25 protein-coding genes are annotated in these 22,536 nt (G+C 46.1%); 2 read left to right on the plus strand and 23 right to left on the minus strand.

Translation table 11 applies throughout. The features are described 5' to 3' along the window. From fliR to R7E51_RS08350, 8 genes are all read right to left on the minus strand, one after another. Positions 1–783: a flagellar biosynthetic protein FliR gene (gene fliR / locus R7E51_RS08315; protein WP_005380489.1), complete on the minus strand. Its 783-nt coding sequence runs from the start codon at positions 781–783 to the stop codon at positions 1–3. Positions 784–791: 8 nt separating this feature from the next. Beyond that, the gene (gene fliQ, locus R7E51_RS08320; protein ID WP_005380488.1) at positions 792–1,061 is read right to left on the minus strand and encodes a flagellar biosynthesis protein FliQ; all 270 of its coding nucleotides are present in this window, start codon (positions 1,059–1,061) and stop codon (positions 792–794) included. A gap of 24 nt (positions 1,062–1,085) precedes the next feature. Next, positions 1,086–1,955: a flagellar type III secretion system pore protein FliP gene (fliP, locus tag R7E51_RS08325; RefSeq protein ID WP_005380487.1), complete on the minus strand. Its 870-nt coding sequence runs from the start codon at positions 1,953–1,955 to the stop codon at positions 1,086–1,088. After that, the gene (gene fliO / locus R7E51_RS08330; protein WP_017820812.1) at positions 1,942–2,355 is read right to left on the minus strand and encodes a flagellar biosynthetic protein FliO; all 414 of its coding nucleotides are present in this window, start codon (positions 2,353–2,355) and stop codon (positions 1,942–1,944) included. The genes fliP and fliO overlap by 14 nt, the downstream gene beginning before the upstream one ends. Position 2,356: 1 nt before the next feature. Further along, positions 2,357–2,767, minus strand: a complete 411-nt coding sequence (gene fliN / locus R7E51_RS08335; protein WP_005380479.1) for a flagellar motor switch protein FliN — start codon at positions 2,765–2,767, stop codon at positions 2,357–2,359. Positions 2,768–2,825: 58 nt separating this feature from the next. Then, complete coding sequence (fliM, locus tag R7E51_RS08340; protein ID WP_005380478.1) at positions 2,826–3,872, minus strand: flagellar motor switch protein FliM; 1,047 nt, start codon at positions 3,870–3,872, stop codon at positions 2,826–2,828. A gap of 7 nt (positions 3,873–3,879) precedes the next feature. Then, positions 3,880–4,383 (minus strand): flagellar basal body-associated protein FliL, encoded by a 504-nt coding sequence (gene fliL / locus R7E51_RS08345; protein WP_005380477.1) that lies wholly within the window; start codon positions 4,381–4,383, stop codon positions 3,880–3,882. 85 nt (positions 4,384–4,468) lie between these two features. Then, complete coding sequence (locus R7E51_RS08350; protein WP_017820813.1) at positions 4,469–6,322, minus strand: flagellar hook-length control protein FliK; 1,854 nt, start codon at positions 6,320–6,322, stop codon at positions 4,469–4,471. Positions 6,323–6,419: 97 nt separating this feature from the next. On the opposite strand from R7E51_RS08350, the gene R7E51_RS08355 reads away from it, so the two are divergent. Further along, positions 6,420–6,563 (plus strand): hypothetical protein, encoded by a 144-nt coding sequence (locus tag R7E51_RS08355; protein WP_005394314.1) that lies wholly within the window; start codon positions 6,420–6,422, stop codon positions 6,561–6,563. A gap of 39 nt (positions 6,564–6,602) precedes the next feature. Next, positions 6,603–6,917, plus strand: coding sequence for an NIPSNAP family protein (locus R7E51_RS08360; RefSeq protein ID WP_017635953.1), 315 nt, complete (start codon positions 6,603–6,605; stop codon positions 6,915–6,917). Between the two features lie 40 nt (positions 6,918–6,957). Here the strand turns inward: R7E51_RS08360 and fliJ are convergent, their stop codons facing one another. From fliJ to R7E51_RS08435, 15 genes are all read right to left on the minus strand, one after another. After that, a complete protein-coding gene (gene fliJ, locus R7E51_RS08365) occupies positions 6,958–7,401 on the minus strand; it encodes a flagellar export protein FliJ (RefSeq protein ID WP_206958537.1) in 444 nt (147 codons plus the stop codon). A 6-nt stretch (positions 7,402–7,407) separates the two neighbouring features. Then, on the minus strand, positions 7,408–8,727 hold the full coding sequence (fliI, locus tag R7E51_RS08370; RefSeq protein ID WP_005384474.1) for a flagellar protein export ATPase FliI: 1,320 nt from the start codon (positions 8,725–8,727) through the stop codon (positions 7,408–7,410). 3 nt (positions 8,728–8,730) lie between these two features. Next, positions 8,731–9,531 (minus strand): flagellar assembly protein FliH, encoded by an 801-nt coding sequence (fliH, locus tag R7E51_RS08375; protein WP_005394317.1) that lies wholly within the window; start codon positions 9,529–9,531, stop codon positions 8,731–8,733. Between the two features lie 71 nt (positions 9,532–9,602). Continuing rightward, positions 9,603–10,658, minus strand: a complete 1,056-nt coding sequence (fliG, locus tag R7E51_RS08380) for a flagellar motor switch protein FliG (protein ID WP_005380470.1) — start codon at positions 10,656–10,658, stop codon at positions 9,603–9,605. Beyond that, positions 10,651–12,393, minus strand: a complete 1,743-nt coding sequence (fliF, locus tag R7E51_RS08385; protein ID WP_005380462.1) for a flagellar basal-body MS-ring/collar protein FliF — start codon at positions 12,391–12,393, stop codon at positions 10,651–10,653. The genes fliG and fliF overlap by 8 nt, the downstream gene beginning before the upstream one ends. Before the next feature lie 14 nt (positions 12,394–12,407). Next, positions 12,408–12,719, minus strand: a complete 312-nt coding sequence (gene fliE / locus R7E51_RS08390; RefSeq protein WP_005384482.1) for a flagellar hook-basal body complex protein FliE — start codon at positions 12,717–12,719, stop codon at positions 12,408–12,410. A 122-nt stretch (positions 12,720–12,841) separates the two neighbouring features. Beyond that, a complete protein-coding gene (locus R7E51_RS08395) occupies positions 12,842–14,251 on the minus strand; it encodes a sigma-54-dependent transcriptional regulator (protein WP_054576279.1) in 1,410 nt (469 codons plus the stop codon). A 36-nt stretch (positions 14,252–14,287) separates the two neighbouring features. Beyond that, complete coding sequence (locus R7E51_RS08400) at positions 14,288–15,319, minus strand: sensor histidine kinase (RefSeq protein ID WP_005380459.1); 1,032 nt, start codon at positions 15,317–15,319, stop codon at positions 14,288–14,290. Positions 15,320–15,518: 199 nt separating this feature from the next. Continuing rightward, positions 15,519–16,985 carry a sigma-54 dependent transcriptional regulator gene (locus R7E51_RS08405; RefSeq protein ID WP_005384490.1) on the minus strand — a complete coding sequence of 489 codons (1,467 nt, stop codon included), beginning with the start codon at positions 16,983–16,985 and terminating at the stop codon, positions 15,519–15,521. Between the two features lie 287 nt (positions 16,986–17,272). Next, positions 17,273–17,683, minus strand: a complete 411-nt coding sequence (gene fliS / locus R7E51_RS08410) for a flagellar export chaperone FliS (protein ID WP_005380457.1) — start codon at positions 17,681–17,683, stop codon at positions 17,273–17,275. Between the two features lie 12 nt (positions 17,684–17,695). After that, complete coding sequence (locus R7E51_RS08415) at positions 17,696–18,001, minus strand: flagellar protein FliT (RefSeq protein WP_005380456.1); 306 nt, start codon at positions 17,999–18,001, stop codon at positions 17,696–17,698. Positions 18,002–18,004: 3 nt separating this feature from the next. Continuing rightward, entirely contained in the window at positions 18,005–19,999 is a 1,995-nt protein-coding gene (gene fliD / locus R7E51_RS08420; RefSeq protein WP_047102855.1) for a flagellar filament capping protein FliD, read from the minus strand. Positions 20,000–20,020: 21 nt separating this feature from the next. After that, entirely contained in the window at positions 20,021–20,455 is a 435-nt protein-coding gene (gene flaG / locus R7E51_RS08425) for a flagellar protein FlaG (RefSeq protein ID WP_005384493.1), read from the minus strand. A 92-nt stretch (positions 20,456–20,547) separates the two neighbouring features. Continuing rightward, the gene (locus R7E51_RS08430) at positions 20,548–21,678 is read right to left on the minus strand and encodes a flagellin (RefSeq protein WP_005380449.1); all 1,131 of its coding nucleotides are present in this window, start codon (positions 21,676–21,678) and stop codon (positions 20,548–20,550) included. A 288-nt stretch (positions 21,679–21,966) separates the two neighbouring features. Further along, positions 21,967–22,536 (minus strand): flagellin (locus R7E51_RS08435; RefSeq protein WP_206958538.1); only part of this gene is annotated, 570 nt, incomplete at its 5' end.

A 22,536-nucleotide genomic window follows, 5' to 3' on the forward strand; every position in this document is an offset into this window, starting at 1 on the left:
TTAGCACTCCAAGCGAATAAGCCGACAAATCTGCGCCTCACCCACTGTCCAGAACATTTCATAATGACTGTATAGACCAGCCAGTATGTACCAACAAAGTAATAGACCCACCATCAAAGCAAAAGCAAAACCAAGCGAGAAGATATTCAGCTGTGGTGCGGCACGGGTCATTACACCAAACGACAAGTTAATGGTCAGTAGCGCAATAATGCCAGATAGAGACATACTCAGTGCCGTTTGGAACATAATACCAAGCCAGCCTGCCATTTCACGGAAATCAACCGCGTTGAGCGAGCCGGAGCCAATCGGCAAAGTTTTAAAACTGAACACCACCAATTGCAGCATTTTTAAGTGTCCATCGGTGGCAAGGAAAAACATTGTCGTTAAGAACATGAATAACTGGCCAAGCAATGGCGTGTTCTGACCATTTGCGGGATCAACCATAGAAGCAAAGCCCAAACTTGATTGCATACCCAATATTTGACCAAGTAGGACAAAGGTTTGAATCATAAATTGAGTAACCATACCCATCGCTATGCCGATGATTATTTGCTCGGCAATGGTCATGAAGCCACGAAACGAGAGTAGCTCAATGTCTTGAGGTACGGCGGGGATGGCTGGCATGACAGCGAAAGTGATGGCTAAACCGAGGTAAAGGCGGATTCTTGGCGAAACAAATCGGGCCCCGGTTACTGTCATCACCATCAACATGGATGAGATACGAACATAGGGCCAGAAGTAGTTTGCGATCCAATCTAAGACAACGCTAGTGGGGTACTCCATAGGCGCCTCTAATAAAGCACCTGAGGTAAGCGTTCAATCAAGCCATAGAAATATTCCATCAACATTTGCGTCATCCAATGCCCAAACAGCATCAGGGCCAAAAGCGTGACAATCAAACGCGGTAAGAAGCTCAACGTTTGTTCGTTGATGGATGTCGCAGCTTGAAAAATCGCGACTACAAGGCCGATAAGCAAGCTTGGGATGATAATAGCGCAGACCATGATAAGCACCATCCAAAGTGCTTCACGGAAAAGCTCGACAAACATTTCTGGTGTCATGTCTTATCCTCTATCTGCGCTTATCTAAAGGGCAAAGCTGCCCGCAAGTGTCGAGAGTATCAAGTTCCAACCATCGACCAATACGAACAACATCAACTTGAACGGCAACGAAACAATCATTGGTGACAACATCATCATACCCATTGCCATCAGTACCGAAGCGACTACAAGGTCAATAATCAAAAACGGCAAGAAGAGCATAAAGCCAATTTGGAATGCAGTTTTTAGCTCTGAGGTGATAAAAGCCGGAATCAACACCGCCATCGACACATCTTCTGGATTCTCGACTTGCTCTCCTGACATGGTTACGAACGTCTCCAAGTCTTTGATTCGGGTCTGCTTAAGCATAAATGCTTTCATTGGCGCTTGTGCAGCATCAAACGCTTCTCGCGCCGTGACTTGCTCGTTCAAATAAGGCTGAACAGCTTTGTCGTTGATTTCGTTCAGGACAGGGGACATAACAAAAAAGGTCAAAAACAGCGCAATACCAATAATAACCTGATTAGAAGGCGTTTGTTGCAAACCCATTGCCTGACGCAATATCGACATCACCACCACAATTCGAGTGAACGAGGTCATCAGAATCACCATGGCAGGCAAGAAGCCAAGCATGGTCATTAACGCTAAAATTTGTAGTGTAACCGAGTAGTCTTCACTGCCATCAGGGTTCGTGGTCATGGTGAATGCTGGAATACCACCGCCACTAGAAACGGACATAGCACGGCTAGCACCAGTATCACTTTGCATAGCCTGAACTGTAACACTACTTCCATCGGCTAAGTTATCTGGCAGCGCTGACTCCTCTGCTTCAGCAAAGGTAAATGAAGAAAACAGCACGCCGACAAAAAGTAACAACGTACTCAGGAGCAAACGAATTGGATTACCCTTTGTCATGTTTTTTGATCAGCTGGCTAAATTGAGTCGCAAAAGCATTGGTCGCCAACTCTTCCTCTTTCAGTGGCTTATCTAACTTGGCTAAAGTTTGGATCGATTGGCTAGTAATCCCAACCAAAAACTGTTCTTCACCCACTTGAACTACTGCGATTCTTTCTTTTGTACCCACTGGCAACTGACTCACTATACGCAAGCCCTTTTGTTGTCCCATCGCTGGCACTTGCATACGTTTCAGCAACCAAGCCAGCAAAAGAATCACGCCGATTACAAGCACAAGCGAGCCAAGTGTCGTCGCAAGATCTAGATTATTTGGTGCGGCAGCAAATGCATAAGGAGCACTTAGTATTAAGCTCAGTGCTCCAGTGATTTGCTTCAATCGCATTTTGATTGAACGACTCATCTTAACGCAGCTTCTTAATTCGTTCAGTTTGGCTGATCACATCCGTCAAACGGATACCAAACTTATCGTTGACGACCACGACTTCGCCGTGAGCAATCAAAGTACCGTTAACCAATACGTCGAGCGACTCACCGGCTAGACGATCCAATTCAACAACCGAACCTTGGTTAAGCTGCAACAGGTTCCGAATGCTAATTTGAGAACGACCGACTTCCATCGAAATCGTCACCGGGATATCCATAATAGTGTCGAGTTTACGACGCTCATCTTCGCTAATTGGGCTTGAAGTGTCTTTTAGCTCTTCCAGTGGCGCAGCCAATACTTCATCTACGTCTACAGAAGGGGCAGACGGGTCTTCGCCAAGAGCGGCTGCCCATTCGTCTGCTAGCTTTTGATCGTCACTTGGTTCCATTTTTCTATCCTGTGTTACGCCTTACTCATGCCATAGCATGTCTGTTTAATAAGGTATCTTAATGGTCTATATCGTCTTCACTCTCAAGCTCGGACATGATGTCTTTACCTAAGAAAGCTAAATCTGTTTTGACGACATGTGGGCGCTCAATTTCCTCAGAAATTTGCACCGCTAATTTATCTTCCGAACGACCCATTTTTACGCGATAGGTCGGTAGGTCTTCTACAAACATCGTCGCATGTTCTGGCATTTCAATCGGGATGATATCGCCCGGTTGCAGCTCCATGAGATCACGCAAAGAAATGTCTTTTTCGAGCAAGTTCACACGGAAGTTAACCGGACAATCCATGATCTCTTCACGTAGTGCTGAGCTCCAGCGAACGTCCGTTTCCATCTTGTCGGACTGAACACCTGCATCCAATAGTTCACGGATAGGCTCAACCATGGAGTAAGGCATAACGACATGAAAATCGCCGCCACCGCCGTCAACTTCTATATGGAATGAACTCACGACAATCACTTCTGTCGGGCTGACAATGTTTGCCATGCTTGGGTTTACTTCAGAGTCGAGATATTCGAACTCTACCCCCATCACTGGCGACCACGCTTCTTTATAATCTTCAAATACAATTTTCAGTAACAACTGAATGATGCGGCGTTCCGTTGGGGTAAATTCACGGCCTTCTATTTTGGCGTGGAATCGACCATCACCGCCAAAGAAGTTTTCTACCAGAATAAAGACTAAACGAGCCTCCATGGTGATCAACGCAGTGCCTTTTAACGGACGAAAACGCACCATGTTCAAACTGGTTGGCACGTACAATGTGTTCTGGTATTCACCAAACTTCATCATCTGCACGCCATTGATCGACACCTCTGCCGTTTTACGCAGCATATTAAACAGACTAATACGCATGTGCCGTGCGAAGCGCTCGTTGATAAGTTCGAGCGTCGGCATTCGACCACGTACGATTCTGTCTTGCGACGAGAAATCAAAATTGACGGCGCCCTCAGTGTCGTTTTCTATCGGTTCATCGACGTCATCAACATCGTCAACCCCATGCAATAGCGCATCAATTTCGTCTTGGCTTAATAGATCGGTCACGTTTTACCTATTGAATAACAAAATCTGTAAACAGTACTTTTTCAATCACTGGCTTACCGACCGCAGCATTCAGCGCTGCTTTGATATCTTCGGAAGCACGATCGCGCAATTCCACTCGTCCTGTAGGAGAGCGCAATTGATCAACCGTCGCGGAAGCAAACGTTGATAGCATAGAGCTTTCAATCAGTGGCGAATGATACCGCGCCAACTCTTCATTTTCTGCACCGCGAACCATTAACTGCGCTTTAATTTGAACCAACCTATCGCGGCTATCCCCAGTAACGTTAAATACAAATGCCTGAGGAAGATTCACATACGCGATGGGCGCAGCATCCGATGCCTTCACTTGAGCCTGTTGAGACGACTCAGCCTGAGCAGGTTCATCAGAGCCCATTAGAAAAAATGCCGCTGCCCCGCCACCAAGTAGTAATACTACAACAGCGATGATGATGATAAGTAACTTGCTTTTTCCTTTCGGCGCATCGGCCCCTTGTAACTGTTCTTCTGCCATTCTTGTCTCTTATTGTTCTTTTGAGTTACCAAGACGTTTTAGTGAGTTGCTTGGTAACCATATTCCATTGCCGTTAAACGGCCTTTTATGCGTAAAAACTAATTCCATCACGCTTTGAAGCGACATTCAAATCCAGATTGACATCAGATTCAAAACCCTCTTCGGACTGTCCAGAAAAACCGCCACTTTGCGCGCTTTGACCATGTTGTTCAGCAGTATACCTACCTTGCTGTTGCCCGCTGTTTTGTTGCTGGACGGAAGAATCAGCCAGCTGCATACCTTGTTGTGCTAGCATTTCTCTCAAACGAGGGAGCGTCTGTTCAATAATGTCACGAGCTTGCGGGTTGTTCACTGTAAAATGTACATTGGCAACGTCATTATTCATGGTCATACGAATTTGCATACGACCTAACTCTGGTGGATCAAGACGAATATCGAGATTTTTCAGATTCTTCGACATCATCATTTGCACTTTTTCCGCAACTTGCTCGTTGGCTAGCTCTTTAGTTAGTTGCAACGGAAGCTGAGCTTGTTGTGCAGCATCAATACGCGCTTGTTGCTGTACATTAATTCCTTGCTGACCTGCCATAGCCTGAAGCTGTCCAGCGAAACCGTGTTGGAGATCCGGCTTATCTTGTTTATCCGCAGTCGCCTTTAGCGCACCAGTCGCCAATGCTGCGTTCATCACTTTCTGGCTAATCTCTCCGTCTTTCACACCTTGAAGCGACGTCGGCACTTGCGCGGTTATCAACGTATCGGGCGTTGGAGATAATGCGACTTTTTCTCCACTATGAGCAGTTTGTGGCTGGGGTACTTGAGCCGCTGTATGCTGGATTTGCTGAGACACTGCCATAGGTCCAGCCTGGCGAGTTAAATTATGTTGTACTTGTTGCTCTGCGAGAATCTGTTTAATGTCATTAGGGAGCGCAACAAATTGGGCAAGGTCTTGATCAGGAATATCCGCCGTGATCCTTCCTTGTTTCAACCCTTCAATGATCTGAGCTTCTTGCTGAGTCAGTGGTTTTCCTTGCGCCAACTTAGTATCTATAACTTCAAGTTCATCCAAGGAGACTCGTGGAAGCGCGTCGATGTTGGAACCATCAACGTCTGTTAACAACGGCGACAGATCATTAGCTACTTCACCACTGACTGCGCTCTTAGCCGTCGGATGGCTGGCTTGTTTCGCTAGCTCTTGCCAAGCAGCAAACTCAGGCGAAAGTTTGTCGACATCGATAGGTTGACCATTCTTATCTAAAATTGGCTCTAAGTCTTGTCCTGGGATCATCTGTGCTTGTTCAAGAGAATGAACTGATGGCGTTTCATTCAAAGCCAGCTCATCAAGGTGTGTCGAAACGGTTGCTTGCTCGTGGAACGAATGCACTAAATTCGCGCTCTGAGGCAAAACTTTGCCACTATCGATGGATGCATTACTCGCATTCAGGGTTTGATTCGCTTGTTCAATTCGACCAAGAAGCTGTTGTCCTTCGCCCATCGTGCTTTTTACGTCCACTATATTTGATGGGTTGCTCGTATCGATTGATGTTGATTTCACTTTTTCAATAGCTTCAACATCATTCTCCAAAGGTGTGCTGTTACTCGCCTTTTGTAAACTTGCTTCTTCACTTAAGGTTGCATTCGGTTTGTTTGCTGATATTTCATCAAAACCATGGGGCTCGTCACTGACGGATTCTTGGCTTTCTTGCGCCAACAATTCGTCCGAGACGTTAGCAGAAGAAGTACTGCCTACATCCGCTCTTTCTTTTTCTTCAACCACTGTCGATTCTGTTGCTACTTTTTCGGGCTTTTGTTTACCAGCAAACGCATCGGTTAACGTTTCTAAAAATCCCTTGCTTTCAGTGCTCTCTGCGGACGCTTTAGCGGACACATCAGAAACTGGCGTCTTGGTAGTCGCAGATACATGGGACAAATTCACACTCATTTAGAAACTCTCGTTCTCGTGGCTCTGAGCGTATCGCTGACAGACAGCAATACTGGCGGCAAACAAAGGTCAAAAAGACCCGACACTGACAGCTAAAATGCAAAAATCACACCACAATATTGAGCCAATTCTCGGCAAGCTAATAGATGGCATGTTTATGGAACAAACATCAACAGTACTATCCGAGAACCTGGTTCCTAACATGATGTACAGCTACTTGATTGACTTTGAAAAACGATAAGCGTAAACAGACACTTGGCTTAACAATTAAGGAATCACTTTGAAGATCACAGAATTACGCCAATATAGAATCAAAGCAGGCAAAACAGAACAGTGGCTAAGTTGGATGAAGGAAGAACTGTTGCCCTATCAACGTTCACAAGGCATGCGTGTACTGAATACTTACGTCCACACTGGTGATGATGGACATGACTATTTTGTTTGGCTTAGAGAGTTCGACAATGAACAAGCACGCCAGGCTCTCTACGAAAAAACATACAACGAGTGGTGGGTTCGCGAGATTCGACCGAAGGTATTTGAGCTAATTGAACAAGACTCAATCAAAGTTACCTTACTTGAATCGGTAGAGATGTAGTCAACTGCAACACCGTAATGCAATATCGAACCGATAACCTTTAGAAACGATGTGGTTTTCGACTGTAAAGTAAGGTGGAAAACTCGTCCACTTGCTTTTGTTCGCGCTTAGCTTCAGCAAGTTGTTTCTCTTTTTCGCGTTTGTCTATCATCCACTCATAGGATTTGCGTTCTTTACGCACGGTTAACCAATATTCTTTACAGTTTTCAACCTGCTCTTTGAAATGACTTTCTGCTTGCTTTTGCTTAGATAAAGTCTCATCTAGCTGGGTAAGGAATCGATTTAAGTGTCCATATTGACTTGCCGTTAGGCCCGCCTGACCACGGTCGACGAGCTGCTGGCAATAATCAAGCCGATACTTTTCAATTTGTTCAACCTGACGGTAATAATCTTCGAGTTCAGAACGCGCTTTGTTCAGTGCAAGCACAGCTTGGTCTTCACGATCCTTAGTTTGCTCAAGTAGAAACTCCATCGCATTATTCACGCGCTATCACCCACCCAAAATGTTTCTAAGCATATTGACGCACATATCGTATGGCACCGATTCTTTCATGCTCTGCTGCAAGTATTCGTCTAACTTCGGTTTCAAAGTAAATGCGCCATCAATAGCAGGATCGGTACCCGGTTTGTACGCTCCAATCGAGACCAAATCTTGATTCTTGCGACAAATAGACAAGACCTGTCGCACCGCTTTTGACATCAGAACGTGCTCTTCGGTCGTGATTTGCGGCATAACACGGCTCACCGACTTCTCGACATCAATCGCCGGATAATGGCCTGCATCCGCCATTTCACGAGAAAGTACAATATGGCCATCAAGAATGGCTCGCGATGCGTCCGCTATCGGATCTTGCAAATCATCCCCTTCGGTCAACACGGTAAAGAACGCCGTAATCGAGCCTTGTTCGGCACTTCCATTACCCGCTCGCTCAACCAGCGCTGGCAGCTTGGCAAATACAGAAGGCGGGTAGCCTTTCGTCGCTGGCGGCTCACCAACAGAAAGTGCGATTTCACGCTGTGCTTGTGCAAAACGAGTCAACGAGTCCATCAATAGCAGAACATCTAACCCTTGGTCCCGGAAGTATTCAGCAATCGTTAATGCCGTTTGGCACCCCTTTAAGCGCATTAGAGGTGAAGCATCGGCAGGCGCCGCGACCACCACTGAGCGGCGACGACCGTCCTCACCCAAGATCTCTTCGATGAATTCTTTAACTTCACGTCCACGCTCACCTATCAGGCCGACGACCACAACCTGTGCGGTGGTACCTCGCGTCATCATGCCAAGCGTGACCGATTTACCCACACCAGAACCTGCAAACAGACCGATACGCTGACCTTTACCGACCGTCAACAAACCATTGATAGCTTTTAGGCCAACATCGAGCGGTTCAGAAATTGGCTTTCGAGCCAATGGGTTAATTGGTTCGGCATTAAAAGAGGCACGGTGATCGGTATACAAAGGGCCAAGTCCATCAAGTGGATTCCCAACCCCGTCTATAACGCGCCCAAGTAGCTCCATGCCGACAGGCAAACCAGCGTCACTGGTTAAAGGGGTGACTCTCGCGCCAGGTAAAATGCCCGTAATTTGTTCACTTGGCATTAAAAATAGGTTGTCACCTGAAAAGCCGACAACCTCGGCTTCCATCTGACCTGACATGGTTTCCACTAAGCATAAACTGCCAATTGGTGCGCGACAGCCGGTTGCTTCCAACGTTAACCCAACCACACGCACCAGTTTGCCAGAGGCGACAGGGCGCGTCGTAAGGCCTTCAACTTTGTAGCTTTTTAAGCGGTCAGCGAGTGCTTGCATGGATTACTCACCCTCTTGATGACGGTTTGCGCCACAAAAGCTGTGCAATACGCTTTTGACGCGTTCTTCCATGCGATAATTAATGCTTGATTCGCCGGCTTCAATCTGGACATCACCTCGATTGAGCGATGGCTCAGCAACTAACGTCCAGTTGCGACAATTAAGGTCTTCTTCACCATAAGCTGAACGAATAATCGCGACATCTTCTGGATTCAGGTGCAAGGTAATAGGGTGGCCTGATATTGGTAGCGCTTCGACCGACTGCTTCACTGTATCTAAAATAATTTGAGGGTTGGTTTGTACTTCAACGTGCACCACTTCTTTGACTAAGCAGAGCACCATATCCACCAGCTGCTTTTCAACCTGAGCATTCATCAACTCCAAAGGTTGAGCAAACTGATTGGCCAAGTTCATAAAAGTTTCAACTTGCTGCTGAATGTATTCTTGCCCTGCAGTTACCCCTTCAGCTTTTCCGAGCTCGAGACCTTCAGCATGGCCGGCTTGCAACCCTTCTTCTTTACCTTTGTCGTAACCTTGCTTAAAGCCAGCTTCCTGACCTTGATGTAAGCCTTCTTGATAAGCACCTTGCTTAATCAGTTCAATTTGCTCTTCGGTTAGCGCAAGTGGCTGCTCTTCTTCAGGCTCATCAAAATTCGGCACCCACCCCGGGTCATAGTTGAACGCGGTTTGTTTTGCTTGTTTGGCTTTAGGCTCGCCATAATCAGGCAGCCCCCAACGTTGAGGTTCGATCATCGAATCATCTTCATCAGGACGGATAAATCCACGTTTTCTATCGCCAGCCATGGGTTACCTATTGTGTGTTCGATTAAGAAGTGAGGGTGCTCCGCAATAGGATAATTGCGAAGCAATAGAAATTATAAGAATTCGTCAGCACCGCCAGACAACATGAGCTCACCAGCATCCGCCATTCGACGGGCAATTGCTAAGATTTCTTTCTGAGCGGCTTCTACATCTGCCACTCGTACTGGCGGCATCGCTTCTATGTCATCACGCATCATATCAGCAGCACGTTTAGACATGTTCTTGAAGACTTTCTCACGTAACGAGTCATCTGCACCTTTGAGTGCTTTTTGCAACACGTCTTGTGGTACGTCACGCAGCAACTTCTGAATACCTTGGTCGTCCACCTCGACTAAGTTTTCGAAGACAAACATTAGGTCTTGGATTTGCGTCGCCATGTCTTCGTCCTGATCGCGAATTTGTTCCATCAACAAACCTTCGACGTTGTTGTCTAGGTAGTTCATGATCTCCGCTGCTGCTTTCAGGCCGCCAATTTTGGCTGCTTGTGCACCCGCTTGACCCGCGAACTGTTTCTCCATGATTTCGTTCAGCTCTGCCAATGCTGATGGCTGAACTTCTTCAAGGTTGGCAATACGCATCATCAGATCCAAACGCACGCGCTCAGGGAACTGAGACAAAATCTCTGCAGATTGGTCTGCTTCTAAATAAGACAATACGATAGTTTGAATCTGTGGGTGTTCATTGACAATAATGCTCGCCACTTGGCGTGGGTCCATCCATTTCAAAGAATCCAAGCCTTTTGAGCCCGTACCAAGTAGGATCTGGTCAACTAAGTTGTTGGCTTTGTCTTCACCAAGAGCGGCAACCAGTGCATTACGCATAAAGTCTTCGCTGCCCATACCAATGTTGGTGTATTTCTGGATATCCTCCAAAAACGCACGATGAACAGCAGATACCTTGTCTTGGCTGAGATCCTTCGCGCGAGCCATCGCACTACCAACACGCTGAACCTGTTTTGGTTCTAGGTGACGGATAATGCCAGCTGCATCTTGTTCATTAAGGCTCAGTAGCAAAATTGCCGCTTTTTCTTCGCCAGTAATGGTTGAAACATCCAGCTCTACTGGCATTCCCGCGGCGTTGTCATCTTGAGGTACGATATCGTTAGCCATTGTCATTCATCCAGTTTTTCACTACTTGAGCAGCCAGTTCAGGTTCATTCGCAACCAGAGCGCGAACCGCTTTCAATACATCTTCATCTTTATGAAGGTTTGGCAAATCAATACTTGAGCCAAACTCGAACAGTTCGCTGCTTTCGATGTCACTGCCAATCAAGCTAGTTTCACCATCCGCACCAATCGGCAAGCCGTCTGGTCCGTACATTTCGTCTTCATCATCGCTGGTAGGGTTAAGCAATTTCTTCATTGCTGGGCGAACCAGAACCAACACAACCACAATAATCACTAATGCACTTGCGAACCAACGAACCCAATCACTGAAGTTAGGGTGCTCCCAAATTGGTGGTTCTTCTAGCTGCTCAGCCTCTGGCTCAGCAAACTTTACACTCAATACATTCAGTAAATCGCCACGACCTTGATCAAAGCCGACGGTACCAATTAATACTTGGCGAATGGCATTGATTTCAGATTCGGACATTGGGGTATAAGTCACTTCACCCGTATCAGGGTTAACTTGACGACGGTCTTTAATCGCAACAGAAACGGTCTGACGAGCCACCGTCCCGGTCTGCTTTCGCTCGTGGCTGATGGTGGTATCTAGCTCAAAGTTACGCGTGGACTCTTTACGAACTGAACCCTGCCCCATGACAGAACCATCTTTCATTTGAGCCACATCTTGCGGAATTGAGGCATCCGCTGGAGGCTGATTACTCAACGCACCCGGAATACCCGCAACCATGTTACCGTTATTGTAATCTTCGAGTGCGTACTCACTGCGGGTCGCAGGGGTGTTCGGATCAAAGCGTTTGCGAGTTTGTTCAACCGCACTGAAATCCATTTGTATATCAACCTGCGCCGTATAGTTGCCATAACCTAAAATCGGTAATAGTACGGAATCAATTTTTTCGCGCAGCGCTTGCTCTTGGCTGCGTTCTAATTCTTGTTCTTTGCGTCGTGCCGCAGAAGCGGGATCTTGGGAGCCTGAGCTGAGTAAGCGGCCATGCTGATCTGTGACGGTAATTCGAGAAGTTTTCATTCCCGGCACGGCACTAGCCACCATGTCGACAATAGAATCCACTTCTTGCTGCTTAAGGTTCGTGCCTGTCGACAATGTCAAAAATACCGACGCAGAAGCTTCTTGGTTATGACGCACAAACACGCTGTGCTTTGGCAGTGCCAATAACACTCGTGCTTTGCGAACTTGCTTCATTTCTTCAATTGCTTGAGCCAATTGGCGCTCTCGACTGAGTTTGAGACGCTCTTGCTCGAGACGTTGTGAAACACCAAAACCCATGTCTTGCAGCAAAATATCATCGCCCGCTTCTGTAGCTTGGTTAACGCCGGAACGAACCATGCCAAGTTTGATCGAGTTGTACTCACTCGATTCAACAGAAACAGTATTGCCATCAAGCTTATAATTGATTTTCTGCTGGTCCAGATAATCCAGAACGGGGATCAATTCTTCGGTCTCATACGCACCAAGTGGGCGCATCTCCGGTTCTTTGACCCAAAAGAACAGCATCACGATCAATGCAACACAGATGGATATCGACAGCACAAGCACAACCTGACGAAGTAAATCGAGGTCGCCCACTGCCATATCGAATTTTGACGCACTACGCTCCTCTAGATCTGGATTTTGACTCTCCACATCCACATCGGAACTTGCTACCAGTGCACCATCTGAGCCGCCTTCAGTGACGGTTAAATCTGTAGACTTGTCTGCCACACTTATTACCTAAATTACACTGGCATGTTCATGAGATCTTTATATGCCTCAACGAGTTTATTGCGAATTTGAACCGTCGCATCAAAAGCGACACTAGACTTGTTACGAGCGATCATAACGTCAGAAAGGGATACATCGGCATCACCACGATCAAAACGGGTTTGTAAATCACCAGATGCTTTTTGAAGTGTGTTCACGTTATTGATGGCTTTAGTTAGGAGATCGTTAAAATCCGCTCCAACTTTCGCCCCACTTGCAGTAGGAGCCGTATTGGTTGCTTCTACCATCATGGCGCGCATTTCTGCCTGAATACCATCAATTTTCATTAGCACCTCTAAGCCAAAAGATTGACTATTAACAAAACTGATTATTGACACAGCAATTAACGTGCCATAAGACATTAGCAATCAATTTACTTACACTTTTCGTCTTATGGCCGTTGTCTGTGTTAATTCGGGATATCTATACCAGCATCACGCATTTTGGCAAGCTTATAGCGCAAGGTTCGAGGGCTTATACCCAGTTTCTCCGCCATTTCTTTGCGTCGACCATTACACTCAACCAAAGTCTCCAAAATAATGGCGTATTCTTGATCGCGCAGCTCGCTGCCTAAGCCTTCTCCACCAGTTACTGGGCGGCTGACACTCTCAGCTTGAGCAACTGGCTTAACATTGGGCACGACCATATCTGCATTTTGCACCACGTGTTGCAAGCTATTGGCATCTTGCCAATCTACGCCCTCGAGCAAAATGTGCTCTGCATCGATGTCGCCATTTTCACTTAATATCAGCGCTCGTTGAACCACGTTATCCAATTCACGAACATTACCCGGCCAAGGGTATTGCAATAGTTTTTCTAACGCAACGGCCGAGAATTGAGGCACTGGCATGCCCATTTTGCTGCAATGACGCTCAGCAAGATGCTTGGCAAGCGGTGCAATATCGCCTTTACGTTCTTTAAGTGCAGGCCACGCAATTGGGAATACATTCAGGCGGTAATATAAGTCCTCTCTGAAGTTTCCTTCTGACACGTATTGCTTAAGATCACGGTTACTCGTCGCTAACACACGAACATCTAACTTGATGCTTTTGCGACTGCCTAGGCGCTCTACTTCTCGCTCTTGCAAAACACGCAACAACTTCGCTTGCAGGTTCAGGTCCATTTCGCTGATTTCATCAAGCAAGATTGTGCCACCTTGCGCTTGTTCAAACTTTCCTGGGCATGCCTGAACAGCACCAGTAAATGCACCCTTTTCATAGCCAAACAGTGTTGCTTCGAGCATATTGTCAGGAATCGCGGCACAGTTAATTGCGACAAAAGGACCATTTTTACGATTTGACGCGTTGTGAATATAACGCGACATCACTTCTTTACCTGAGCCACTAGGACCTAGCACCATAACATTCGCATCTGTACGTGCCACTTTATCGGCCAACGCGAGTAAGCGCAGACTTTTCTCATCAGCAACGATAGCATCACCGTTGTCATCACTTTTTATCGGTGCATAACGACTGACCATATTTAGCAACACTTCTGGTGCAAATGGTTTCGCCATGTAGTCAATCGCGCCATCTTTCATTGCAGACACGGCATCTTCAATGTTGGCGTACGCCGTCATTAGCAATACTGGTAAGTTAGGCCAATTCTGCTTGATGCTTTTGAGCAGAGCTAAGCCACCCATACCCGCCATTTGCACATCAGAAACGACGATATCAACCGTATTCGATTTCAGCTTCAACAGTGCATCTTCAGCACAGTCCGCTTCCAACCACTCATACCCTGCCAGAGCCAGAGTATCGACTAGGGCTTCACGAAGACCTTCATCGTCTTCTACGATCAGCACTTTGCTTTGCGCCATTATGATTCTCCAGAAATTGTTATTACCAAAAGCCGCTTATTGCGCTTCTGTTTGCACTCGCTCTAGCGGAATGCACATGGTGAAGCAGGCTCCATCACCCTGCTCTGAAATAAGCTCCAATCGACCGTCATGGGCACGGCAAACCATTTGAACAACTGCCAACCCTAATCCAGTTCCTTGAGAACGTGTGGTAAAAAATGGCTCCATGATTTTGGCTTGCAGTTCTTCGGGCACACCCGGTCCGCTGTCTTGCACAGAAATGCGTAACTCACCATTTACCGGGCGGAAAAAAATATCGACTTGCGATTCTTTACCAGACATTTGAATCGCATTCATGACCAGATTACTTAATGCGGATGCAATGGCGTTCGCATTGCCTAGTAGCTCAGTTTGTTCTTCTTCCACTTCTAGGCAGTAATCAATACTGTTGTTTTTTAGCGCGGTTTCGACCATCGGCTGGTATTCCGCTACCAACTGGGCAATCGTGAATGGCTTAATGACTTTATTATCACCACCTTTAGCAAAAAGCAGCATATCATTAACCTGCTTTTCCAAATCGTGCAGTCGATCCATTAATTTGGTTTGGAAGCGATCTTTTGTCGCTGGAGGAAGATTTGGCGCTCCCAAATTGGATGCATATAACATAGCGCTCGACAGCGGCGTTCTTACTTGGTGAGCAAGCGACGCAACCATACGTCCTAACGACGACAAGCGCTGTAAATCACTGACACGAGCTTGAAGTAAACGGGTTTCGGTTAAATCGGTAATCAGGATCAATTGACCTGTTGTGGACGCCGAGATGGCGAGTCGAACTTTACGGCCATTACGTAATGAAACTTCATGGCCATCATCTTCACGTGGGTCAAACACCGCCTGGATAACGTTGAACCATTTTTCGTTAACCAGTGGAATCTCAAGAATTCGGTGCGCTTCTGGATTTGCTTCACGCACTACTCCGTACGTATCGAGCAAAATCACTCCAGCAGGCATCACATCGAGCACCTGTTTGTAGCGCTCAACCTGATTCTCTACGGAATCTAAATGGGATTGATTGGTGTTGTTATCCATTACTGCCTGTCGAAATATCGCCGCTAAAACTAAAATAGCTTGGTAAGCAATTAGCGTACCAAGCTATTTTTTATATTTATCAGGACGTTAAGCTATCGACAATAAGTTGACACTCAGAGATAACGGTTTTGGATGCCAGAAAAACGATGTTAACTAGCACAAGTGATAATTCAGATATCGTCTTAAAACTTCACTTTACCTAGCGCTGTAAGTTGTACTTACGCATTTTTTCCACCAGCGTAGTACGTCGCATACCCAGCATATCGGCCGCTCTTGCTACAACGCCACCCTGCGCTTCTAATGCTTGGCTGATCATATTAACTTCTAAATCAGCCAGCAGCTCTTTCAAATTAACCCCTTCCGGTGGCAGCGCTTGCGGGGCGTTCATGCTGTGATCAAGGTCGTCTTGATCTTCAAAGCTAAAATCTTCAGAGAAGATATCTTGGAATACATCACGCTCTTGCTCTTCCACCGAAACAAATGGATTGCTCTCTGGTTGGAACTCTGGGATGTCACTGTAGCGATATTTGGTTGGTAGATGGTTTACATCCACTAAGCTATTTGGATACAGAATAATCATTCGCTCAACAAGATTAGCCAACTCGCGTACGTTGCCCGGCCAGTTATGCTCCATCAGTGAGTTGATTGCACGAGGTGTAAAACAGATAGGTTGTCCGCCCTCCGCCTCTAAACGTGTCATCAGTTCTTGCAGCAGCAATGGTATATCTTGTTTGCGCTCTTTCAGCGCTGGCATCTCAATTGGAAACACGTTCAGACGATAGAACAAGTCTTCTCGGAACGTACCTTCTTCAATCATATTTTCTAGATTACGGTGTGTCGCCGCCACAACTCGAACATTTACCTTGATGGTACTATTGCCACCTACACGTTCAAAGCAGCGTTCTTGCAATACACGAAGCAACTTTACTTGCATCGACATTGGCATATCGCCAATCTCATCAAGAAAGATAGTGCCACCATCTGCGAGCTCAAATCGACCTTTACGGGCAGTTAACGCACCAGTAAACGCGCCTTTTTCGTGACCAAATAATTCGCTTTCTAGGAGCTCAGGCGGTATTGCACCACAGTTAATAGGTACAAATGCGCCATCGCGGTATGAAGAGTGATAGTGGATGTTACGCGCAACAACTTCTTTACCCGTACCGGACTCACCTAAGATCAACACGTTTGCTTCCGTGTTTGATACTTGCTCAATCAGGTGTCGAACTTCTTGAATACCTCTACTTTGACCAACTAAGCTGCGAAAAAGCGTGTTTTTGCGTGCACTAGCAACAACATTCACTCCTTTTCGCCCCAGAAAATCTTTGCAGTGGCGTAACGCTTCACTAAGCTGTGGGTAATTAAGCGGCAGCTCTAGTTCACCAACAAAATTTGGAAGATCATCAACAGGCAAAGGAAAACGGCCCATGACTAGAAGAGGGATGTGGTAAGCGCTGTTTAAATGAGAGATAACCGTACTCGCCGCTTGACCTGCTGGAATATTACCAACAATACAGCACGACCATACGCTAGACCAATCAACATCGCTGAGCTGATCAGAACTGACCGCTTCGCAATTTTCTCCAACAAATTCCAATATATTGCTTAAATTTAAACGACTTGATGCGTCATCATCAATTACAAGCAGCTTTGCCAAACCATGCATAAGTAAGAATGATTGCCTTTATTTTAGGTGCGTTGCGGCCAAACCTTGATTTGCGCAATTGGGTGCTAAAGAAGGCAGAACCACCACACTCAATTTACGATAGACAAAATAGGAAAATCAGCAACAAAAAAGCCATTAGGGCTACTAATGGCTTCTATTTTATTTGAATATAAAAATAAGGCAACCAAGCAATGGAGAGGTGTGAGCTTGATAGAAACTTTGCTACACAACTCGTTGCGCAATTGACAAATATATTCGTCTAGTATCTTAACGCATTGTTTTGACTATTAAATACCAACTTCAGCAGCGGTAAGATTATGAAACTCTGTTGGGATTTGGTCCCAAGCGGACTTGATCTCACGGATAATGTCGATAACGTCGTCGATCAGCTGAGGCTCATTTTGATGGTTAGCAGCAGAAATTTGCGTGATCATAAACTCATACAGTGAATCTAAGTTTGAAGCAATATCACCACCGTCATCCATAGATAGACAGCTGCGTAGCGCGATAATGATGTCTAACGCTTTACCTAAGCGCTCACCTTTTGCTGGAATATTGCCTGCTTGCATGGCTGCTTTACCTTGAATAAGGCGCTCAATCGCACCAGCCATAAGCATTTGAATGACTTTGTGCGGAGAAGCCGCGCTAAGCTGGCTGTCGACTGATACCTTTTTGTATGCTTGCAAAGAACCGCGCATAGTAATCCTCTTTTAAATAAATTTTTTGTACTGCTGAAGTGAACGCTGGCCATAACGAAACTTATGGAGCTCTTTTCCGACCTTTGACGTTTCCGATTGCATCAGCTCGACAATTCTTTTGGTACGAGTTAGCAATGCTTGCCACTCTGCATCCTGCTTAACCAAAGGATTTTGATGAATAATTGGTAACAGGTTTTGCAATAACCGTTCCCTGATATCGACCAAGCGAAGAATTTCTTCAGCATTAAAATCAATTTTTTCTAATTCTTGCGTAATTAGTTGATCTATATCACTAATTTCCATGAGTTCTTTTTGCATTTATTAACCCAACGCACTCATCAAAGCGCCTAACTGGCCTTGCATTTTACCGGTCGCATCTTGCATCGCGGTAAACTTCGCATGAGTACGCTTCTCTAGGCTTTCCATGCGGCGATCTAATGCCGCTTGATCGTCACTCAAACGGTAGTTTTGTTCTGTGAGACTTTTTTCTCGAGTACGAATACTGCCTGTAATACCTGTGATACCGTGAATCGCATCTTCTACTCGTTTAGCAAAACCTGTGTTGCCACCGAAGAACTTTTCTAACTCGTTGAAGTTATTGTTCAACTGGCGGTCTAGCATGTCATAGTTGATTTCTAGGGTGCCTTGACGTGTGGTCGTAATGCCAAATTCTGTTAAGGACTTTAGGTTTTCAGGTGCTTTATCGATTCGAGTAGAAAAGACCGATTTTAATCGTGAATCTGCACTGCGTACGGTGCTGTCACCTGACAACGGCCCTTTTTGGCCAGTTACCGGATCCACACTCGCCAACGCTTGGGAGGTTTGATAAAACGAGTTATACGCTGCCACAAAGTTTTCGATATCGTTGCGTACACTTTGACGGTCGTACTCGACACCAATTTCAGCAGGCGGTTTATTCGGTTCTGATTTGCCTTTTAGCGTTAAATCAACACCTTCGATCGCATCTTCAATCACATTGTTGTGGCTAGATAGCTTTGCCACTCCATCAAGCAGAACTTCTGAATCTTGCCCTGCTTGTACTTCTGTCATTCCAAGGTATTCTTCAAAAGCAGATTGTGCCTTTGCGATTTTCGCTTCTGCTTCATCAATTTTTTCCAGACGCTCACGTTCTTGAGGATCAAGTTTAGCGCGATGAATTTGCTTAGCTTGCGCTTCGGAAAGTTCACCACGTGCCACTTTTTCGTCTAACGCTTGCTTTTCACTCGCAATTTTTTGCTCGATTTCCGCTTTTTCTTGCTCAAGAAGCTGCTTAGCCTCTTTCGTCGTAACGTAAGAATCGGTTAGGGTGCCCGATGCGGCATTATTCCAGCCTGGTACATCTGGTGCCTTCTCTATTGCCTTTTCGTCGAGTTCGAGCTCTGGTTCTTCATAAGAGTCCAACAAAGTACCTGACGCAGTTTCTGTCCACCCTGGAATTCTGTCTTCAGGGCGTAAACTCGCGCGTCGGTTGGCTTCATCAATGGCTTCTTGACCAGCTTTGGCTGCTTCTGCACCCGCCGCAGAGATTGGCGCTTGCGATGCATCATCTTGTACATCGTCTGCCGCTTTTTGCTCTTCTGGAGGTAGAGGATTGCCGTTTGCATCCAGCTCTTCTGCTGGTTGTTCCGGAAATTTAAGAGGACCTAAGACATCTTCCGCCGCTGAACGAGCTTCTTCAAGCGCGTTGACGCGGTCTTCAAGTGTTTGGTATTCGAAATATTTAAGAGGGTTGCCTTTTTCTGCCTCCACACTGACTCTGATTTGATGATCCTTACCAGAGAGGTTAGAAGCAAGGATAAGGCGTGGACCTTCGACGTCGTTAATAAGAGATGCACGAACGCCAGGGTTATCTTTAGCGCCATTGATGCCACGTACGACATCGATGAGCTTAGATCGGGAACGAACATCGATATTAAAACGCTCATCACCAAGCGAAATCTGCAGCTTACCAGGGCCAAATTTTGCGTCTTCTGGCAATACGTCAGAAGCGACTTTATGGCTCTGAGCAAGCTGCAACACATCGATAGCATATTTGCCAGCGATAGCATCTGTGGTTGCCGTGGCAGATACGATATTGTCATTGGTCGTTTCGACGGTGCGAACGGCAAATGCTTTCTCCTGACGAAAGTTCGCCATGAGATTTTTCATCGTATCCAATGATTCTCTGAGTCGTCCGTAAGCACTGATACTGGCATTAATTGTCGTGCGTTCGTTGTCGATGCGTTGCTGCTTTGGTACGCGTTCGGCATCCACAATTTTGCTGACCATGGAATTAATATCCATGCCGCCAGACATCCCCAAAGGGCCTAAACTCATCAAATCACCTCTAAAAACGACTTACACTTTTTCAGTCAACAACCCGCTGTTGGCTGTGTGCTCAGCTAGGCGACGCAATACCACTAGCATTTCTTCATCAGGAATTTGACGAATCACGTCACCGGTATTGGCTTCATAAATCGTCACCACATCTCGTCCGGATTCTTCATCCACTCGAAATGCGACTCCTTTGTTTATGGACGTTACAAATTCATTCATTTGTGCGACCAATTTTTCACGTTCTTCTTTGTTCAGTTCTTGACGGCTTTCAGCCATCTCGATCGCAGCTTGAACAGAGAAGTCGTATTCGGTGTTTTTCGCTTTTTGCGGCGAAATCTCACCATTTGAATTTGCTGGGCTAGACGTGCCTATATCATTGCCATTTTTATTTGCAAACTTTGTGCCATTTGGCGTGCCGTAAGGCTGGATGTTCGATGCGTAGGAGGATATATCCATTACAATCTCCCTTCCACCTTATGGGCTAACGATAGAATCTATCGCTTTGGTGCCCCAGCACTAAGGTGTTGACCTCAGGCTGGGTTTACCACTTAGCCCAACAAGCTTAGCGCTGCAGATGGAGACTGCTTCGCTTGAGCCAGGATTGAAGTACTTGCTTGCTGAAGAATTTGCGACTTAGTCATCGCAGTGGTTTCCTTCGCGTAATCAGTATCTTTAATACGGCTTTTAGACGCGTTAACGTTCTCGTTAATGTTGTCTAGGTTGCTGATTGCGTGGTTGAAGCGGTTTTGGAAAGCACCGAGTGAAGCTCGTTGGCTGTCTACGGACTTAAGAGCGCCGTCGATAACCGCTACTGCTTCTTGAGAGCCAGCTACTGTGGTTACGTCGATGTCTTTCACTGTTACGTCTTTCGGACCACCAAAGCCGATCTCGTCTGCTAGGTTGCCAGAAAACTCAACATCACCTTCAACTTTTTGAGAAGAAGCAAATACTTGTAGTTTGCCATCTTCGCCAACAGAGGCTTTTACATCATCGTTTTGACCGTTGATGTATGTCGCTAGCTGTTCAATATCATCGCCTTGCTTAGCGCTGATTGATAGCTCTTTCTCTTCACCCTGCTTGTTGGTGTAGCTCATTTTGAACTCTGTTTTCTCACCAACAGTCCAAGATGCGTCTTTACCCTCTTCTGCTGCGTAGCTCTTACCACCCATTGCTGAAGTGTCTGAGCGTAGGTTACCCATAGAAAGCATCACTGCTTCACCTGAGTCCGCACCGATTTGGAAAGATTGAGTACCGTAAGTACCGTTTAGAAGCTTGTTACCACCGAAAGAGGTAGTTTCAGCAATACGGTTTAGCTCGTCGTTTAGCGCTGTTACTTCTTCTTGGATCGCTACACGTTCTGCTTTTGAGTTAGAGCCGTTCGCCGATTGAAGCGAAAGATCACGCATACGTTGTAGGATGTTGGTAGACTCATTCATTGCACCTTCAGCAACCTGTGCAATAGAAATACCGTCGTTTGCGTTTTTCACTGCCATATCTAGGCCACGGCTTTGTGCATTCAAACGGTTTGAAATCTGTAGACCTGCAGCATCGTCTTTCGCGCTATTGATTTTGTAACCCGAAGACAAACGCTCCATTGATTTTTGTTGACCGTCAGCTGCCTGGTTTAGGTAACGCTGTGCAGTCATCGCAGAAACGTTAGTATTAACGTTAATCGCCATAATTGATCTCCTTAAGGCTTTAGTGAATGTACCGTCGTGTCTCTCACCTCACTTAGGTACATCTCATTTCTCTCAGTCCCTTTAACGGCGACCGATGAATATCCTTTAGAAGAAATTTTCAATTTTTTGCGATTATTTTCTTTGGCTTACTGAAATGTGATGAAGCTCTAATGTCGTGATTCGCAGAAATCCTGGGGCCCCAAAAGACAGAAAAAAACCCAGCCGAAGCTGGGTTTACTCGCTCATCTCTCACCACGAGCCAATGAGGTTCTCGTCTTAGGTTTGAAATTAACCTAGCAGACTTAGCGCTGAGTTTGGCGCTTGTTTCGCTTGCGCAAGGATTGAGCTTGACGCTTGCGATAGAATTTGTGACTTGGTCATTGCCGTCGTTTCTTTCGCGAAGTCAGTATCTTTGATACGGCTCTTCGACGCATTCACGTTCTCGTTAATGTTGTCCAAGTTGCTGATTGCGTGGTTGAAACGGTTCTGGAATGCACCCAGCTCTGCGCGGTGGCTGTCTACGTATTTCAGTGCTGCATCGATGATAGCAACAGATTCTTGTGCGCCACCAACTGAGGTTACGTCGATAGTATCTACCGTTACTTTTTTACCTTCGCCCAAACCTAGCTCACCAGATAGGCCGCCTGAAAACTCGACTTCGCCTTCGACTTTGTTGTTGCCAGCAAAGATTTGCAGTTTACCGTCTTGGTCTACTGAGGCTTTCACTAGGTCAGTTTGACCGTTAATGTAAGTCGCAAGCTCTTCGATATCGTCACCCGCTTTTGCGCTGATGTTGATTTCTTGCTCTTGGCCGTAGCTGTCCGTTAGGTTGATTTTTAGGTCGTTCTTACCTTCAGC

Source organism: Vibrio sp. Vb1166, assembly GCF_033338695.1.
GTDB lineage: Bacteria > Pseudomonadota > Gammaproteobacteria > Enterobacterales > Vibrionaceae > Vibrio > Vibrio alginolyticus.

Bases quoted from the DNA above. Each gene is read 5' to 3' on its own strand.
- fliL (WP_005380477.1), bottom strand. From the start codon at position 4,383: ATGGCAGAAGAACAGTTACAAGGGGCCGATGCGCCGAAAGGAAAAAGC.
- fliO (WP_017820812.1), bottom strand. From the start codon at position 2,355: ATGAGTCGTTCAATCAAAATGCGATTGAAGCAAATCACTGGAGCACTG.
- fliD (WP_047102855.1), bottom strand. From the start codon at position 19,999: ATGAGTTTAGGCCCTTTGGGGATGTCTGGCGGCATGGATATTAATTCC.
- R7E51_RS08395 (WP_054576279.1), bottom strand. From the start codon at position 14,251: ATGGCGCAAAGCAAAGTGCTGATCGTAGAAGACGATGAAGGTCTTCGT.
- fliI (WP_005384474.1), bottom strand. From the start codon at position 8,727: ATGCAAGCACTCGCTGACCGCTTAAAAAGCTACAAAGTTGAAGGCCTT.
- R7E51_RS08430 (WP_005380449.1), bottom strand. From the start codon at position 21,678: ATGGCGATTAACGTTAATACTAACGTTTCTGCGATGACTGCACAGCGT.
- fliE (WP_005384482.1), bottom strand. From the start codon at position 12,719: ATGAAAATTGATGGTATTCAGGCAGAAATGCGCGCCATGATGGTAGAA.
- R7E51_RS08415 (WP_005380456.1), bottom strand. From the start codon at position 18,001: ATGCAAAAAGAACTCATGGAAATTAGTGATATAGATCAACTAATTACG.
- R7E51_RS08350 (WP_017820813.1), bottom strand. From the start codon at position 6,322: ATGAGTGTGAATTTGTCCCATGTATCTGCGACTACCAAGACGCCAGTT.
- R7E51_RS08405 (WP_005384490.1), bottom strand. From the start codon at position 16,985: ATGCATGGTTTGGCAAAGCTGCTTGTAATTGATGATGACGCATCAAGT.
- flaG (WP_005384493.1), bottom strand. From the start codon at position 20,455: ATGGATATATCCTCCTACGCATCGAACATCCAGCCTTACGGCACGCCA.
- fliR (WP_005380489.1), bottom strand. From the start codon at position 783: ATGGAGTACCCCACTAGCGTTGTCTTAGATTGGATCGCAAACTACTTC.
- fliP (WP_005380487.1), bottom strand. From the start codon at position 1,955: ATGACAAAGGGTAATCCAATTCGTTTGCTCCTGAGTACGTTGTTACTT.
- fliQ (WP_005380488.1), bottom strand. From the start codon at position 1,061: ATGACACCAGAAATGTTTGTCGAGCTTTTCCGTGAAGCACTTTGGATG.
- R7E51_RS08400 (WP_005380459.1), bottom strand. From the start codon at position 15,319: ATGGATAACAACACCAATCAATCCCATTTAGATTCCGTAGAGAATCAG.
- fliS (WP_005380457.1), bottom strand. From the start codon at position 17,683: ATGCGCGGTTCTTTGCAAGCATACAAAAAGGTATCAGTCGACAGCCAG.
- fliG (WP_005380470.1), bottom strand. From the start codon at position 10,658: ATGGCTAACGATATCGTACCTCAAGATGACAACGCCGCGGGAATGCCA.
- fliN (WP_005380479.1), bottom strand. From the start codon at position 2,767: ATGGAACCAAGTGACGATCAAAAGCTAGCAGACGAATGGGCAGCCGCT.
- R7E51_RS08355 (WP_005394314.1), top strand. From the start codon at position 6,420: ATGCAAAAATCACACCACAATATTGAGCCAATTCTCGGCAAGCTAATA.
- fliH (WP_005394317.1), bottom strand. From the start codon at position 9,531: ATGGCTGGCGATAGAAAACGTGGATTTATCCGTCCTGATGAAGATGAT.